The following is a 16,994-nucleotide window of genomic DNA, read 5'->3' on the forward strand; positions in this document are numbered from 1 at the left end:
GGAGGCACTATGAGTCACCTGTCCCCCCTGCTGGTGCAATCCAGCGGTATTTGTGCGGAGCGCGGCGAAGGAAACTGGCTCTACGACCAGGATGGCAATCGCTGGCTGGATTTCACCTCCGGTATCGGTGTGACCTCCACCGGGCACTGTCACCCCAAAGTGGTGGCCGCCGCTCAGGAGCAGGTCGGCAAACTGGTCCATGCGCAATATGCCACCGTCAAACATCCCAACCTGCTTGAACTGACTGACCGGCTCTACAAGCATCTCCCAGCACATATGGATGCTGTCGCGTTTTCCAATTCCGGCAGTGAATCCGTGGAAGCGGCATTTCGCCTGGCACGCCAGGCTACCGGTCGCCCCAACATTGTGGTGTTTCGGGGCGGCTTCCATGGCAGGACCATGGGCGCGGCCTCGCTGACTACCTCCAACAACAAGGTGCGCACCGGCTGGGCCCCGCTGATGGCCGGCGTGTCGGTTGCTCCCTTCCCGCATTCTTACCGCTATGGCTGGGACGAAGACACCACGGTGGACTTCTGTCTGGAAGAACTCGACCACCTGATGATTACCGAGTGCAACCCCAAGGACACTGCGGCCATCATCATCGAACCGGTTCAAGGTGAATATGGCTACTACCCGGCGCCGAAACGCTTCATGGAAGGCCTGCAGGCACGTTGCAAAGAACATGGCATCCTGCTGATTATGGACGAAATCCAGGCTGGCTACGGGCGCACCGGCAAGTTCTGGAGCCACGAACACAGCGGAGTATCCGGCGATATCCTGATCACAGCCAAAGGGCTAGCCAGTGGTTATCCGCTGTCTGCCATTGCTGCCAGCAAATCACTCATGGACAAGGGCTACCCGGGCTCCCAGGGCGGCACCTACGGCGCCAATGCGGTTGCCTGTGCCGCAGCCATCGCCACACTGGACGTGATCGAAGAAGAAGGGCTGGTAGAGCACGCCCGCGAGATGGGTGACTACCTGCTGGAAAAACTCACCGCCGTTCAACAGGATTTCCCCTGTATCGAAGAGATACGCGGCCAGGGCCTCATGCTCGGCGCCGAGATCACCAGCTCACCGGGCGTGGCGGATGGCGACCACGCTGCTGCCATTCTCAAGGCCTGCGAGGATGATGGCGTCCTGCTGCTTCGCTGTGGTCACAAGGGACAGGTGGTTCGCTGGCTTCCTGCGCTCAACGTGACACGGGAGGAAATCGATATCGCCGTGGGCGCCTTCGCCAAGGCGCTGGCCAGCACGTGCAAGAATCAGGATAAGCGCTGCTCAAGCTGCAAAAGCTGACATTCGAAAGCCACCGGAAAGTGAAAGAGTCACATTATGAGCAAACCGGTAATTACGGTACTGATGGCCGAAGATGAGCCGCCCATGCCCGGGCTTGAAGCCCTTGAAGGGCAAGCGGTGGTTCGCGAGGCACGGCATCGGGAGGAACTGGAAGCGGCACTTCCGGAAACGGAAATTCTGCTGGTGACGGATTTTCGCACCGACATGCTGCAGGAAGTCTGGCCGGATCCCTGCAACATACGCTGGATACATGCCACCAGTGCGGGGGTGGATGCCCTGATGATTCCACCGGTCCGTGACAGCGATATCCCAGTCACCAATGCCAGAGGTATCTTTGACCGCGGTATTGCCGAATATGTGCTCGGCGCCATGCTGCTGTTTGCCAAAGACACGCTCACCAACCTGTCTTTGATGAAGCAGCATCGCTGGCAACATCGGGAAACCCGTCTGCTGCGAGGCAGTCGGGCACTGGTCGTGGGGGCCGGCTCCATTGGCCGGGAAGTGGCAACCGTACTGGGCGCCATGGGTGTCAGCGTGGTGGGCACCGCCCGTAACGCCCGGGAGGATGCGGCTTTCGAGCGGGTTCATGCCCAACAGGATCTGCCTGATCTTCTCCCGGAAGCAGACTACGTCATCATCACTGCACCACTGACGCCGCAGACCGAAGGGTTGTTCGACGCCGACCAGTTCCTGCGCATGAAACCTGGCGCGGTACTGATCAATGTGGGTCGCGGCCCGATCGTGGAAACCTCGGCTCTGCTTGCCGCATTGCAAAGCGGACGCCTGGGAGGGGTCGCTCTGGATGTATTCGAAGAAGAGCCCCTGCACGCCAACCACCCGCTCTGGGATGAACCCAACGCGATGCTGTCCGCTCATATGGCTGGTGATTTTATTGGCTGGCGTGCGGCGCTGGGGCAGCAATTTGTCGATAACTTTCAACGCTGGCAGAAGGGAGAGCCCCTGAACAACCCGGTCAGCAAGGAACACGGCTATGTCAGTAATGCCTGAGGTCTGAGCCAGACAAGAACCCCAGCAGCGTACTGCGCAGAGCAAGACAGGATTAGCGTCAACCAGGAGCGATGCCGATGAGCAAGGAACTACTGACCATGAGCGCCCAGGCGCTGAAAGCCGCCTACCAGACCGGCGCCCTATCCCCAGTGGAGGTTTGCTCCAACCTGTTGGACCATATCGAGAAACATGATCAGGCGTTGAATGCCTGGTGCCTGATTGACCGCGACACCACCCTGCAATGGGCGCGGGAATCAGAACAACGCTATCAGCAAGGCACATCAGAAGGGCTGCTGGATGGCGTACCTGTGGCCGTCAAGGATGTCTTCCTCACCCCCATGTGGCCGACCCTGAAAGGCTCCAGAACCATCGATCCGGCCTCCACGCTGAACAAGCGTTCGCCGGCAGTAGCCGCTCTGGAACGCCATGGTTATGTTCCTCTGGGCAAGACCACAACCCCGGAGTTCGGCTGGAAGGGCATTACCGATAGCCCCATGTGCGGGCCCACCAACAACCCCTGGGATCCTTCTAAAACCGCCGGCGGGAGTAGCGGCGGCAGTTCCGCCGCGGTCTCCGCAGGCATGGCCCCACTGGCTCTCGGCACCGATGCCGGCGGTTCCATCCGCATCCCCGCCAGCTTCTGCGGTATCGTCGGCCACAAGCCGACCTTCAGTGAAGTCCCTCACTGGCCCGCCAGCCCGTTTGGCACCCTCGCCCACGCCGGCCCGATGACGCGCACCGTAGCGGATGCGGCCTTGATGATGAACGTGATGTGCGAAGCCGATGCCCGCGACAGCCTGGCCGCACCCCGCCGTCATATCGACTATCTGGCGGCTCTGGACCAGCCCATGAAAGGGCTGAAAATCGCCATGAGCACCAATCTGGGTTATGTGGATGTGGATCCGGACATCGAGAAAGCGTTCAAGGACGCGGCCAAGGTATTTGAAGATCTGGGCGCGACCATCACCGAGGCCGACCCCGGATTCAGCAACCCGCTGGCCGCCTTCAGCCACCTTTTCTATAGCGGTGCGGCCAATGCCATGCGTGATCTCGGTGAGCGCCAACGTAGCCTGATGGATCCGGCGCTGATTGAAGTTGCCACCAAGGCCGAGAAACTCTCCATGCTGGATTATCTGGGCGCCATGAACGAGCGAATGGCGGTCAGTGAACGCATGGCGGTCTTCCACACCAAATACGATCTGCTGATCACCCCGACGCTGCCCCTGGGGGCGTTCGACACCAACCGCGAAGTGCCGGTGGACTGGCCCAGCACCCGCTGGCCCACCTGGACCCCGTTTACCTATCCGTTCAACCTTACCGGACAGCCTGCACTGTCAGTGCCCATGGGGCTGGACAGCAACGGTTTGCCCATGGGGCTGCAGATTGTGGGTGCGCGTTTCGATGATGCCCGGGTCCTGGCTGCCGGCCACGCCTTCGAGCAAGCCAAGCCGTTTACCGTGTTGCCACCGTTGCTGCAAAACTAAAAAAAGGTCTTTGCGAGGGGCGTAGTCGACACCTCTACAGAGCAGCGAATCAAAGAGAAGGAGCACATGATGGGCAATATCAATCTGGATACGGATTTCTACGAAAGCGAAGACCCGATCTGGAATCCGGCGCTGCTCACCATTCCGGTGCCGGGCATTCGCCGCATGGTGAATCTGGCGTCGGACCTGGATAACGTGATTCACCTTTCCATTGGCCAACCGGACTTCAAGCCACCTGACCATGTCATCCAGGCCGCCGTGGACGCACTGAACGCAGGGCAAACCGGCTACACCATGGACGCGGGCCTCCCGGAACTGCTCGAAGCCCTGGCCGAATATTACAGCCACCGATACCAACGTCCTTTGGTGCCGGAAAACCTGATGATCACCACTGGCGCCACCGAGGCAATCTATCTGGCGCTCACGGCCACTTCCGCACCCGGACGGGAGTTTATCGTCCCCGACCCGTCGTTCATGCTTTACGGCCCCCTGATCCGCATGAATGGCGGCACTGTAAAGAGCATCGCCACCCGCGCAGAGAACAATCACCAACTGGACCCCCAGGAAGTGATTGATGCCATGGGGCCAAATACCTTTGCCGTGGTACTCAATTCCCCCAGCAACCCCACAGGGACTATCTATCCACGGGAGACCATCGAAGCCATCGTGGAAGAAGCGGCCTACCGGGGCATTCATGTGATCAGCGACGAGGTCTATGACCACCTGATCTATGATGGCCGGGATTATCCCAGCGTGCTGTCATGCTGCTCGGACCTGGACCATGTCATGGTGATCAGCAGTTTTTCGAAGACGTTTTCCATGGCCGGCATGCGCATCGGCTGGCTGATCGGCAGCCAGGGCGCCATCAAGAAACTGCGCCGTTACCACATGTTCACCACTACCGTGGCCAACACTCCCTGTCAGTGGGCCGGAGTCGCCGCCCTGCGCGGCAGCAATGATTTTATTGACGGCATGGTGGCGGAATACCAGCACCGTCGCGACCGGCTGGTGGAACTGGTGGAGCAGACCCCATACCTGACCGGCTACCGACCGGACGGCGCTTTCTACCTGTTCCCGTCCCTGCCGGACGGCGTGGATGGCGCCAACGTGGCCCTGAAACTGCTACGCGAGACCGGCGTCTGCACCATCCCCGGCGACACCTTCGGCGAAGCCGGCAAAAACGCCCTGCGCATCAGCTATTCCACCTCCCTGGACCAGATCGAGGAAGCCTTCGAACGCATCATCCCATGGATGAAAAAACAAAATTTCGGATAATCAAATACCAGACGCAAAAAAGCCGCGACGAATCGCGGCTTTTTTGGTTTTTAGCTATTAACTATTAATTGTTAACTATTCACTGCTTTTAAGGTGTTTCATCCAGTTCTTCCGGTTCCGGAATCAGGAAGTCTTCCTTGTCGACCTTCATCATGAACAGGATGTTGGTCACCACGTAGATGGAGGAATAGGTCCCCACCAGCACACCCACGATCAGCGCTTCAGAAAACGCCTTCATGACTTCGCCACCAAAGAAGAACAATGCCACCAGCACCAGCAACGTCGTCAACGAGGTGTTGATGGTTCGGGTCATGGTCTGGTTCACCGCACCATTAATAATGGCCACTGGATCCGTTTCACGGGTATTGCGGAACTCGTCGCGAATCCGGTCCGCCACCACGATGGAATCGTTCAGTGAGTAACCGATAAGCGCCAGCACCGCCGCCAGCACCGTCAGATCAAACGGCCATTGCAACAATGAAAACAGACCCAGCACAACGATCACGTCATGGAACAGGGCCACTACAGTGGCCACCCCGAACTTGTTGGAAAAGCGGAACCAGACGTAGAGCATCATCAGCCCCAGCGCCAGCAACATGGCCGTACCGGATTCATCGCGGAGCTCATCGCCCACTTGCGGGCCAACAAACTCGACCTTCAGCAATTCCAGATCACCGTTGCCCGCCTTGAGCACGTCAAACACGACATAGCCAATCTTGTCCGCATCGACACTGTCCTTGGGGGCCACCCGAATATTCACTTCCTTGGGCGAACCATAATGCTGAACCACCGCATCACCAAAGCCGGCTTTGGTCAGGTCCGCCCGGGTCTGGGACAGCTCCACATCCACCGGGCTTTTCACCACGATGGTGGTGCCGCCAGTGAAATCCAGGCCCAGGTTCAGACCCCGGGTCACCAACAGAATTACGGAGATGACCACCAGCGCAATGGACAGCATGCCCAGGGGTTTCCGGGCAGCCATGAAATTGATGTTCTTTTCTTCCTTACTCATCGCCATCACCGCCTTAGATACTCAGTTTGGCCGGTGCACGGGCACCGCGACCGTAGATCATTTCCACCATGGCACGGGTGCCAATGATAGACGTGAACATGGAAGTGAGAATGCCGATGAACAGGGTTACCGCGAAGCCCTGTACCGATCCGGTACCGGCAGCAAACAGGATCACCGCCACGATCAGGGTGGTGATATTGGCATCCAGAATGGTGGTAAAGGCTTTGCCGTAGCCTTCTTCAATGGCTTGAAGCGGTTTAAGGCCCCGGCGCAGATCTTCTTTCACCCGCTCGAAAATCAGCACGTTGGCATCCACCGCCATCCCCACGGTCAGCACGATACCGGCGATGCCGGGCAGGGTCAGGGTGGCACCGGGAATCAATGACATGATGCCAACGATGATTACCAGGTTACCCAGCAGCGCCACATTGGCCACCAGCCCGAATACCTTGTACCAGACCGCCATAAAGATCAGCACCAGGGCCAGACCCAGCGCCATGGATTTAAGACCGGCTTCAATATTTTCCGCACCCAGGCTTGGCCCCACGGTACGCTCTTCAACAATACTCACCGGCGCCGCCAGGGACCCGGCGCGCAGCAGCAACGCCAGTTCAGAGGCTTCCGCCGGATTATCCAGGCCGGTGATGCGGAAGCGACTGCCCAGGGTATCCTGAATGGTCGCCACGTTGATCACATACTTCTCCGTGGTGCTGACCATCTTGTCCACGGTATTGCCATCGGCATCGGTAGACGTCTGAACATCGGTTTTGGTTTCGATGAACAGCACACCCATGGGGTTACCCACATTCTTGCCGGTGATGCGCTGCATGCGTTTGGCGCCATCCGCATCCAGCGTCACGTTCACCTCCGGTGACCCGTTCTGCTGATCGAAGCCCATGCGCGCATCAATCACCTGATCGCCGGTCGCAATCTTGGATTTGCTCAACGCCACAATACGGCCTTGCTGACCCTTGAAGGGGAAGAATTCCAGCCCAGGCGGCGCTACACCGGTGCGCAAGCGGGCGGAAGACACACTGTTATCCACCAAACGGAATTCCAGGGTGGCGGTACGACCGAGAATACGGCGAGCCTGGGAGGCATCCTGAATCCCCGGCAACTGCACGACAATGCGATCAGAACCCTGACGCTGCACCACCGCTTCAGCCACACCCAGTTCGTTGACACGCTTGTTCAGGGCGGTGCGGTTCTGATCCACCGCATAGTCCTGCATTTCCTTGAGCGCGGCATCGTTCAATGTCAGCACCACTTCCGGGCTATCACCGGCAGGCTTCATGGAGAAGTTGTCCAGTGCCCGACGCAACGGCGACCGGGCGGCATCGGCTGCCACCTGATCGGCGAAGGTGGCGGTGATGGTAGTGCCATCAACCTCTACACCGCGATAGCGAACCCCGGCATCGCGCAGGGTCAGCTTGGCATTCCCCGCCCAGGCTTCCATGCGGCTGGTCACCACCTCTTCCATATCCACCTGCAGCAGGAAGTGCACTCCGCCACGCAGATCCAGACCCAGATTCATGGGGCTGGCGCCCACGGCACGCAGCCATTGCGGGGTGGTCGCGGCCAGGTTCAGGGCCACCACATAGTTATCACCCAGCAGGTTGGAGGCGATTTCCCGGGCACGCAATTGCGCTTCCGTATCGCTCAGGCGCACCAGCAAAGAGGTGCCGACACTCTCGCCAGGGCCCGGGTTCAGGCCGGCATTATCCAGAGCGCCAAGCACTCGCTGACGTGCCACATCGGTGACTTCGCCACCGGCTTCGGCATGGCTGATCTGAATGGCAGGCGCATCGGGATACAGATTGGGGAGCGCATAAAGGCCGCAGACAATCAGCGCAGCCATTAGCAGGAAAAATTTCCAGCGGGGGTAGCGGGTCATAGTTCTTTCCGGTGTTGCCGGTCCTTTGGGCTGGGCATTGAAAACGCTGAGCTCTCAATCCCTTGGCAATACAGGCATCAACTGGCCTGCAAAAAGCCCCGTACTCGACGGGGCTGACCGTTGTTTTTAGATGGACTTCATGGTGCCTTTGGGCAGGGTCGCCTGGACGCTACCTTTCTGCAGTTTGATTTCCAGGTTGTTGCTGATTTCCACTACCACGAAATCATCGGTGACCTTGGTAATCCGGCCCAGAATGCCACCGCTGGTGACCACTTCATCACCCTTGCTCAGGCTTTCCACCAGGTTCTTGTGTTCCTTGGCACGCTTCTGCTGAGGGCGAATCAGGAAGAAGTAGAACACCACCATCATCACCACCAGCATGATCAGCTCCACACCGCCGGGGCCGGCAGGCGCAGCAGCGTACGCCGGGGAGATCAGGGCCGTGGCCAACAGGGCCAGGATGGAACGCATTGCGATTTTCATTGATTACTCCAGTTTTCAAATAGCTACAACGCGGGGGTTTGTTGGCCTCGCGCTGCGTAGAAGTCGTCCACAAAGGCGGACAATGTACCCCCTTCAATGGCCCCCCGCAATCCAGCCATCAGCCGCTGATAATAACGCAGGTTGTGGATGGTATTGAGCTGGGAGCCCAGCATTTCGTTGCAGCGATCCAGGTGATGCAGATAGCTGCGCGAGAAATGCTGGCAGGTATAGCAGTCACAATCCGACTCCAGGGGAGCCAGATCGTGACGATGCCGGGCGTTGCGGATTTTCACCACGCCTTCGGCAGTAAACAGGTGCCCGTTACGGGCATTACGGGTGGGCATCACACAATCGAACATGTCCACACCGCGCCGGACCGCCTCAACGATGTCGTCTGGCTTGCCCACGCCCATCAGGTAACGGGGACGATCTTCCGGCATATGCGGGGCAATGGCACCCAAGGTGCGCAGCATCTCTTCCTGGGGCTCGCCCACGCTGAGGCCGCCAATGGCATAACCGTCAAAACCGATATCCACCAGCCCGGCCAGGGACTCCTGGCGCAGGTTGTCGTACATGCCACCCTGGACGATGCCGAAACAGGCCGCATCATTACCCTCATGAGCCTCTTTTGAACGCTGGGCCCAGCGCAGGGACAGCTGCATGGAATCCCGGGCCTGCTGCTCGGTGGCAGGGAATGGCGTGCATTCGTCAAAGATCATGCAGATATCGCTGCCCAGGGAACGCTGCACCTGCATGGCCTTTTCCGGCGTCAGCTCCACCCGGTCGCCGTTGATAGGGTTCTTGAACACCACCCCCTGCTCGGAAATCTTGCGCATGTCGCCCAGGCTGAATACCTGAAAACCGCCTGAATCGGTGAGAATCGGCTTGTCCCACTGCATGAAACCATGCAGTGAACCGTGAGCTTCAATCACTTCCGTGCCGGGACGCAGCATCAGGTGGAAGGTATTGCCCAGGCAGATTTCGGCGCCGGTATCGGCCAGATCCCTGGGCAGCATCCCCTTGACGGTGCCATAGGTCCCCACCGGCATGAACGCCGGGGTCTGGATGGTGCCGCGCGGGAAAGTGAGCTGCCCACGTCGCGCGGCGCCATCGGTCTTGTTGAGAGAGAACTGCATTCGAGACATTCAAAGCCCCTCTGCGGGAGGCACAGCCACCCGCTCAATAAACATGGCATCGCCGTAACTGAAGAAACGGTATTGCGCGTCAATGGCCGCCTGGTAAGCCGCCATTACCCGCTCACGACCGGCGAAGGCGCTGATCAGCATCAGCAGGGTGGACTTAGGAAGATGGAAATTGGTCACCAGGCAATCCACCAACCGGAACCGGTAGCCCGGATAGATAAAGATCTCGGTCTCGCCCTGCCCCGCCACCAAACCACCGGTCTGACTGGCCGCTTCCAGGGCGCGCAGCGCAGTGGTACCCACCGCCACAACCCGGCCACCCCGGGCATGGGCCTGCGCCACCTGCTCCACCAGTGAATCGGGAATCTGGTAACGCTCACTGTGCATGTGGTGGTCTTCCACCTTGTCCACCCGCACTGGCTGAAACGTGCCGGCGCCGACATGAAGGGTGACAAACCCGATATCCACCCCGTGCTGCTCCAGAGCCGCCAGCATCTCATCGTCAAAATGCAGGCCGGCGGTAGGGGCCGCTACCGCACCCGGTTCGCGGGCATAGACCGTCTGGTAGCGCTCCATGTCACCAGCTTCATCGGGCCGGTCAATATAAGGTGGCAAGGGTACGTGGCCGATACGCTCCAGTGCCCCCAACAGGGTGTCGCAACCCTGAAACTGGAGGATAAACAGGGCATCACGACGCCCGGTCACCTGCGCTCGCACGCCCTCATCAAATTGCAGCCAGGTACCCGGCTTCGGCGACTTGGAAGCACGCACATGGGCCAGAGCCTCGCGTTCATCCACCACCCGCTCAATCAGCACTTCCACCTTGCCGCCGCTTTCTTTCTGGCCAAACAGGCGGGCCGCAATCACCCGGGTGTCATTGAAAATCAGCAGATCACCAGGGTGCACGTGGGAGAGCAGATCCGGGAATTGCTGGTGCTGGAGGGCATCACGGGTCAGCGCCAACAGGCGGGCATCACGACGCTCGGCGGGAGGATGACGGGCAATCAGCCCGTCAGGAAGATCAAAATCAAAATCGTCGACGTTCACGTACTGTACCGGCACGGAAGCTATAGGGGGAGGCAAGGATACCTGCTCTGCCACGAGGAAAAAACACCCTTCATCAAGACCTCTACGGCGTTGCTGTAGGAGTTCCTCTTGAGGGACGAATCACGCGTCAGCGTGAAAGGGCTTCGCGAATAAAGTGCGAGGGGAAAATCAGCTCTTCTTCGGCTTTTTCGGCAATTCCACCGTGGCAGTGGCGGACAGGCGGTCGTGCAGTGTCTGATGAGGAGCGATCAGCACCACCAGATAACCGGCGCCGAATAGCGCCCAGGAAACACAGCCGCCCAGAAAACGGACCACGGTCTGCCACAACTTGACCGATCCACCCCGGTAATCCTGCACCTGCAACCGCCAGGCACGCATGCCCAGCGTCTGCCCGCCGCGCATCCAGAACCAGGCATAAAACAGCCAGGTCTCCAACAGCAACAGGGGCAATAGAATACCTTTCAGGTAACCGGGCGCCGCACGGGTCACGCCGTTAATGGATTCCTCCGGCAAACCGGTGTGGGGATACACCAGCACAAAGATACCGGCGGTCACGAACCACAGCGCCAGCACCAGAAAACCGTCATAAACCAGCGCCATAAGACGTTTCAACAAACCGGCAGGTTGCAGCTGTTCCATCGGGTCACTCCCATTCAGCGTCGGGCGGTTCTGCACTTGGCAACCAGCCTGTGCATGCTGCGCCCATAAAAAAGCCCGCACTAAGCGGGCTTTTTTATTCGTTTGGTACAGAGGCCGGACTCAAATAGAGCCCTAACCATCTGATTTACAAAATAATAAAAAATCCAAAAAGGGTGTTGGCCACACTGTTGGCCCCACTAAAAAATGCCTAAAAATGGGACCCGAACCCTTCGCGGCCCGCAGTATAGCGCAGCCGTCAGCGGCAAGTCATGGAGAGGTCAAAAAACCTCAGTCGCCACCCGCAGACGCTCTGCATGACAGAAACCTCAGGCCTCCTTAGCCAGAATCGCGAGGTACTGCCGGCAGAGCCCTAGAACGCGCTCTACCAACTCAGCCGAGTTCTGATCCAAAGCCAACCGCCCAACACCATCTGCACCATCAAAAGCGGCAGGATCCAATTCGTTGATCGTCACCCAGCTCAACCACCACTGATTGCTGTTATGGCCTGGAATACCCCCAAAGCGGTCACCAGAAACAACATTCTCCTGGTGCTCACCGTCAACAAAGTGGCCCAAACCAACCCAGAACATGTCCGCAGCATCCAGCCCAATCACCAGATGCACACTCCTCAAGGCAGGCTCGGAGATGCCCTGAACTCTGAACAAAAGGGTCCCTTTGGCCGTTTTGCCTCTAGCCCAGGCCTCATAGACACCCCAGTCCAGCCTGTCCTTTCTGGCGACATTCTCCACCGGCTCAAGGGACAACTCAGACTTCAACCCCTCTTGAACGGCGTTTACAAGGCCCTCGAGCAATTTAGCATGTAGAAAGTGGACAGAACGAGTCAGCCTCGCCAGAACTGCAGTGTCCTCCGGGTTTTGTTGTATGTGCTCCATAAGCCCAGTTTGATCAAGCTCTTCCATGGCATCCTTCCGAGAGTGCATCCCGGTCACCTCCATTACAATTTCAAGATATTGTTCCAGGCTGACTCGGACTCTAGAGTTGTCCTCCGAAACCTCTGAGATCAGCTCAACCAGCCAGCCCAGTATGTCTGAGCGATAACTGATGCAGTGATAGTCAGGCGCTCGGTGATCGCCTTGCAGGCCCTCTGGAGCCGCACAGGACACATCCGAAGGCTCAGATCCATCAATGGTGAGGTAATACAAACTGCCTGATTCTGGGCAGATCAGCTCATCCAAGACCTGCTGATACCGCGAAAGCTGGGCTTCCTGGTCAGCCGCATACAGCTTATTTTCAATAACAATGGCGTGCCCCTGATACTCAATAATCAGATCAACCCGGCCATATCCCGGAAAATACCTCTCCCTCCACACGCTAACTGACTGGTTAGCGCAGGCATCCGGGATAGGAGCTCCCAATCTTTCCAGGAAGCGCATTAAGGGCTCAATACCCAGACCATGGTCACCCTTAGGATCCAGTAACCAGCCAATCATTGGAGTATGCAGCCTCACCTCATCGTGCGCAGAGAAAAGCAGCGACAATACATTCGAGGGCTTCGAAGGCTTGGTTCCCCGTAAGCGCTCACAGAGATCTGATTTCCAGAACCATTCACTCACACTGTCATAACGACTCAACATCAAACTCCTTTGCCTATATCCCACACTCGAGACCGGCCCCCATTCGCACGCGATGTTCCCAGAATGAAGCCCCATCACCACGAAAACTCACCGTTAATGCAAACTATTCGCTATTTATGCCCAGCCCAAGGCCCTTCCGTAACGAGAGGGTCCAGATCATCCTTAAGAGAGGGAGCCCAGCACTGCCCCTCCCAACGCTTAGCGCTTGGATTGAAGGGGTTCAGGCAATCCCTTCTGGGCCGTTTTTGGTTGTACATGAAGAAAACCGTCTTTTCTTTCATTAGCCGATCATAAAGAAAATTTGCCTCTGAAATGTTCATCCGGTAATCCTCACTGAAGATCAGCTCATCCCCATCAACAGGCGACCCCTCCCAAAAAATCCACCAGTCATATTTGTAAAACTCTGGAACTGGGTGAACGTTGCTGCCATACATGAACCAACAAATAGCAACGTCACTCTTATTGCGATAGCGTTCAATATCAGCAAAGCGGACGAGCCAGCCAGGTTCGAGCATTTCATCAGAAGCCACACCCCCTCCTACCTAATCACTCGATGGGCAATTTCAGAGCATGGAGACGACAAAAAATGTCGTCTCCAATCCAGCTAACAGAGAAAGTCATGCTGAATTCCTGACAAATAGTATCGAGAGGTTGTCCGGCACCCCCACATCAATCACCGCCTGTCGCCACAGCCCTACCTGATCAGCAGCCGTCAGGCCCGCCTGATACAGCTTGCGGATCTCCGCATCGCCGATGGCATCATGCAGCCCGTCACTACAAAGCAGCAGGCCGCCCCCGTTCTCAAGTGCCGACTCCTGAAAATGAAGGGCAAAACCGTACTCCTCAGTATCAGCTGTCAAACAGTGCGCCAACCCTTGATACATCTGGGCATACTCAACCCCCTCCTCGGGAATAATCTCTCCGCTGGAAATCAGGGCATTCAGGATCGTGTGGTCTTCACTCAGCTGACGGCATTCGCTTTCCGGGTTGAAGACATAGGCGCGGCTATCGCCCACATTGACGATCTCGCAACTGTTTTCGGTCACCCTGGCTCCTACCAGCGTCGTGGACGCGCCATGGGCCTTACCACCTGCATACTTTTCTGAGAGCTGCGCCTGTACTGCACGAACCTGTTTACCGGTCAAGCGTTCGCGGCCTGTAAGGCGCGACAGGGCTTCAACCACAAACCGGCTTGCGCGTGCTGGCCGGGTGCTGGCTGCCACGCCGTCGGCAACAGCTAGAATGACAGGTGCCTTACCAATGTAACCGCTAACCGGAGCATCTCGCGCTTGCAGGACGGACTTCCCAGTCCAGATGGCATCCTGCTGTGGCCGGGATGAGCCTCCGCTATGCTGGGTGTAAGCAATGTCTAACATGAGCACTCCATCACAATGGAATCGGGAAAAGTTAGGATGCCGCAGCGCCACAGCACTTAATGCAGCGACGCCATGAACCCTATTGGCTGTGATGGTTTCTTCTTGTAGCTGAGACAGTCACGCAGCATGCCCACTAATTCAGCAGCATCCGGTGGATTCTTGAGCACCCGGAGGCGACGATAGGTCGCCGCGAAATCACCTGGAGTCAGCATTTCCATTCCATCCAGCATTGCCCGCTGCACATTAATGGCTGGCAATTTGATTCCGTAGGCATCGGCCAGGTCCTTCAGCAACAGCAAGACGCCTTCCTGGTCCAGGCAATCAAAACGCACGACGAAGTCGAAACGGCGCATGGCCGCCTCGTCAACTCGCTCCAAGAGGTTAGTGGTGGCAACAAAGATGCCATTGAAGCGCTCAAGTGATGCCAAGAACTGATTGACGTGCGACACCTCCCAGCTTTGCTGCGCATTGCTGCGGCTACCGATAAAGCTATCCGCTTCATCAATCAGCAGTACCGCACCTTCCTGCTCGGCCTCCTCAAAAGCATAGGCGATCTGTTTTTCCGTCTCCCCCACAAACATATCGAGCAAATCTGACGCCTGGCGGACAATCAACGGACGCTGGATACGCTCGGCCAGCTCATGGCCCCAAGCCGTTTTTCCGGTACCTGGCGCCCCATGCAAACAGAACCGCACCGGCACATCAGGGTTGATCTGGTCGATGAGACTTGCCACATCTTCAGAGGCGCGCAGACACTCCCCACGCCAAGGTAGCCCCTTGTGCGTTTCCACCTTCAAACGCTCAGACACACCCATGGCTTTGAATCGGGCATTGAGGCTGTGAGCGATAAGGCTTTCCGTAACATGGTCGCTCTCCGCAGCTAGACGTGAAAAATGCAGGCTGCTATGCAGAATCGCGGGGGAGAGTGATTCCAGCTTGCTCGCCTCATTGATAAAGCTTTCCGAGACTGCTTCCCCGGCCATCGCTTCGCGAACCAAACGCTCACGCCGAGAAGGCCCCGGATTGTCCATATGCACCACATGGGAAAAACGGCGCAGGAAAGCCGGATCCATATCCACTCGATTTGAGATCCAGATCGTGGGCCTCGGGTTATTCTCCAGCACACGCGTCATACTGGACTTCTCCGTCTGTCGTTTAGACGGCATAAAAAACATGAATGGGCTATCACACAGGCAGTCCTCTGCCTCATCAAACACCACGAGGGTACGAGAATCATGAGCGATGGCCCTTTGGCAGCCGTTATAGCGCCCCATACGCCCTTTCACAGTGAGAGCATCACCATCCCGTTCTTCTTCCGGGACAAAAGCCATGCTCATCTGTAACGATTCTCCTATTACCTTCGCAAGCTCACTCTTCCCGGTTCCCGGAGGGCCATAGAAGAGCACATTGACGCCTTTGATTCCCTCTTCTACTGAACGGGTCAGCAAGCGAGACAGCATCGCAACTTCCTCTTTTAGCTCCTTATAGTCCTGTAGCCCCAGCTGAGCCTTATCTGCTTCCCTGTAAAAAAGGCTAACGAGATGAGCATCCGAAGCATCTGGAACATGCAAGCTTTCGTGTAGCTCATCCTCAACTTCGATCATGCAGGACAGATCCTTGCCACGAAATCCGGACGCCATATGGAGTGTAAGTAACTGAGTCACTCTTAACACACCTGTGGGCTTCAAGGCGGCCTGTACGTCCTGCTCCGGGACATCCACGATACGGGCTAGAAGCGCGGTAATCTGTCGCATTGAACCGCCTTTTACCAGGCAACAAACCTCGTTAAGTATCTCGCTTGAGTCCTTGTAGCAGAACAGAACTAGCAACCGCCGCTCCGCTTCCGTCAAGGAAAGCCGATCACCCAGCTTAACCACGTTCTGATAGAGATCATCTTCAGCAAGTAACGCGTCGAGACTATGCTCACCGATAACTTTTTCAAGAGCCTGGGGAGGCCGGCGAATACGAGCCTCTCTGGATGGCAGGAAACCCAACAGCTCAAGAATATCGTCATTCTCAAAGCGTTTATCCTGGCGACACCAGCCGGCATTCCATGCCGACGAATACGCGAGAATCCGGGCAACCCAGTGCCGGATCAGCAGGATATTCTCCATGACCCCTGTTTGTGGTGCAGAACGGCTATCCAGTTTGAAGTGCATCCCCTTTCTCCTGACACTGCGACATTCGATACACCTATTTACGCTTACAAGTGCGTCAGTTTCTGTCGTGTCAAATCAGTTCTATGAGGACTACAGATAAGGCTGGCGGGGCTGAATTATGAGGGCGAGGGGCATAAAGGCTAGCGCTTGCTAGCCGTATCTCTTCGCCCCCCTCAACATTTCATCTCTGATTTCATCTCTGAGCTTGATCGGCTTGATGACTTCTACGTTTGCGCCGAAGCCCAATATCCACCATTTCAGCTCCTCTGTGCTATTAACCTGCACGCGCAATTCCGTAACATCGGAGCACGCCTCACGCAGCGTCTGGGAGGCGTTGACTGGGGTCTCGTACAAATGATCAGCAGCACGACCATAGAGCCGCATGACTAACTCGACACTATCGCCGTAGGGAAGATTCATGTTCCCTTCTTTCAGATAGCTCTCCAGATCGAAATCTGAAGCCCTCTCCACCTCCTCATCAAGAACATTCACTTTGCGCAACCTATGCAAAGCCAGGTGCCTGAAATCTTTGTAATTCCAGAATCGGACAACCAGATAGCGCGCGGTTTCAAGTAATAACTGCA

General features: G+C 57.1%; 15 protein-coding genes. 4 read left to right on the forward strand and 11 right to left on the reverse strand.

Annotation, left to right across the window (positions count from 1 at the left end; translation table 11 throughout):
- Nucleotides 1-9 precede the first annotated feature (9 nt).
- The 4 genes from B3Q33_RS08120 to B3Q33_RS08135 all read left to right on the forward strand — a co-directional run bounded on the left by B3Q33_RS08120 (nucleotide 10) and on the right by B3Q33_RS08135 (nucleotide 5,063).
- The gene (locus tag B3Q33_RS08120; RefSeq protein WP_272962103.1) at nucleotides 10-1,296 is read left to right on the forward strand and encodes an aspartate aminotransferase family protein; all 1,287 of its coding nucleotides are present in this window, start codon (nucleotides 10-12) and stop codon (nucleotides 1,294-1,296) included.
- A gap of 36 nt (nucleotides 1,297-1,332) precedes the next feature.
- Nucleotides 1,333-2,304 (forward strand): D-2-hydroxyacid dehydrogenase, encoded by a 972-nt coding sequence (locus B3Q33_RS08125; RefSeq protein WP_035248160.1) that lies wholly within the window; start codon nucleotides 1,333-1,335, stop codon nucleotides 2,302-2,304.
- A gap of 77 nt (nucleotides 2,305-2,381) precedes the next feature.
- Nucleotides 2,382-3,788 (forward strand): amidase, encoded by a 1,407-nt coding sequence (locus B3Q33_RS08130; protein ID WP_035248162.1) that lies wholly within the window; start codon nucleotides 2,382-2,384, stop codon nucleotides 3,786-3,788.
- Nucleotides 3,789-3,854: 66 nt separating this feature from the next.
- The gene (locus tag B3Q33_RS08135) at nucleotides 3,855-5,063 is read left to right on the forward strand and encodes a pyridoxal phosphate-dependent aminotransferase (RefSeq protein WP_035248164.1); all 1,209 of its coding nucleotides are present in this window, start codon (nucleotides 3,855-3,857) and stop codon (nucleotides 5,061-5,063) included.
- Nucleotides 5,064-5,151: 88 nt separating this feature from the next.
- Here the strand turns inward: B3Q33_RS08135 and secF are convergent, their stop codons facing one another.
- The 11 genes from secF to B3Q33_RS08190 form a co-directional block, all read right to left on the reverse strand.
- Nucleotides 5,152-6,075 carry a protein translocase subunit SecF gene (secF, locus tag B3Q33_RS08140; RefSeq protein WP_272962102.1) on the reverse strand — a complete coding sequence of 308 codons (924 nt, stop codon included), beginning with the start codon at nucleotides 6,073-6,075 and terminating at the stop codon, nucleotides 5,152-5,154.
- Nucleotides 6,076-6,088: 13 nt separating this feature from the next.
- Nucleotides 6,089-7,969, reverse strand: coding sequence for a protein translocase subunit SecD (secD, locus tag B3Q33_RS08145; RefSeq protein ID WP_035248168.1), 1,881 nt, complete (start codon nucleotides 7,967-7,969; stop codon nucleotides 6,089-6,091).
- A 126-nt stretch (nucleotides 7,970-8,095) separates the two neighbouring features.
- The gene (yajC, locus tag B3Q33_RS08150; RefSeq protein ID WP_269530044.1) at nucleotides 8,096-8,452 is read right to left on the reverse strand and encodes a preprotein translocase subunit YajC; all 357 of its coding nucleotides are present in this window, start codon (nucleotides 8,450-8,452) and stop codon (nucleotides 8,096-8,098) included.
- A 23-nt stretch (nucleotides 8,453-8,475) separates the two neighbouring features.
- Entirely contained in the window at nucleotides 8,476-9,588 is a 1,113-nt protein-coding gene (gene tgt / locus B3Q33_RS08155; RefSeq protein WP_273010207.1) for a tRNA guanosine(34) transglycosylase Tgt, read from the reverse strand.
- A gap of 9 nt (nucleotides 9,589-9,597) precedes the next feature.
- Nucleotides 9,598-10,641: a tRNA preQ1(34) S-adenosylmethionine ribosyltransferase-isomerase QueA gene (queA, locus tag B3Q33_RS08160; protein WP_272962120.1), complete on the reverse strand. Its 1,044-nt coding sequence runs from the start codon at nucleotides 10,639-10,641 to the stop codon at nucleotides 9,598-9,600.
- Nucleotides 10,642-10,809: 168 nt separating this feature from the next.
- A complete protein-coding gene (locus B3Q33_RS08165; protein ID WP_272962099.1) occupies nucleotides 10,810-11,280 on the reverse strand; it encodes an RDD family protein in 471 nt (156 codons plus the stop codon).
- Nucleotides 11,281-11,606: 326 nt separating this feature from the next.
- Nucleotides 11,607-12,875, reverse strand: coding sequence for a PD-(D/E)XK nuclease family protein (locus B3Q33_RS08170; RefSeq protein ID WP_273010202.1), 1,269 nt, complete (start codon nucleotides 12,873-12,875; stop codon nucleotides 11,607-11,609).
- Between the two features lie 110 nt (nucleotides 12,876-12,985).
- Nucleotides 12,986-13,405 (reverse strand): hypothetical protein, encoded by a 420-nt coding sequence (locus B3Q33_RS08175; RefSeq protein ID WP_273010201.1) that lies wholly within the window; start codon nucleotides 13,403-13,405, stop codon nucleotides 12,986-12,988.
- Between the two features lie 87 nt (nucleotides 13,406-13,492).
- Nucleotides 13,493-14,251 carry a PP2C family protein-serine/threonine phosphatase gene (locus B3Q33_RS08180; RefSeq protein ID WP_273010200.1) on the reverse strand — a complete coding sequence of 253 codons (759 nt, stop codon included), beginning with the start codon at nucleotides 14,249-14,251 and terminating at the stop codon, nucleotides 13,493-13,495.
- Nucleotides 14,252-14,307: 56 nt separating this feature from the next.
- Nucleotides 14,308-16,410, reverse strand: coding sequence for an AAA family ATPase (locus B3Q33_RS08185; protein ID WP_273010199.1), 2,103 nt, complete (start codon nucleotides 16,408-16,410; stop codon nucleotides 14,308-14,310).
- Between the two features lie 150 nt (nucleotides 16,411-16,560).
- A partial coding sequence (locus tag B3Q33_RS08190) for a helix-turn-helix transcriptional regulator (RefSeq protein ID WP_286827438.1) occupies nucleotides 16,561-16,994 on the reverse strand: 434 nt, incomplete at its 5' end.

Source organism: Alcanivorax sp. UBA3183, assembly GCF_002364155.1.
GTDB classification, from domain to species: domain Bacteria; phylum Pseudomonadota; class Gammaproteobacteria; order Pseudomonadales; family Alcanivoracaceae; genus Alcanivorax; species Alcanivorax jadensis.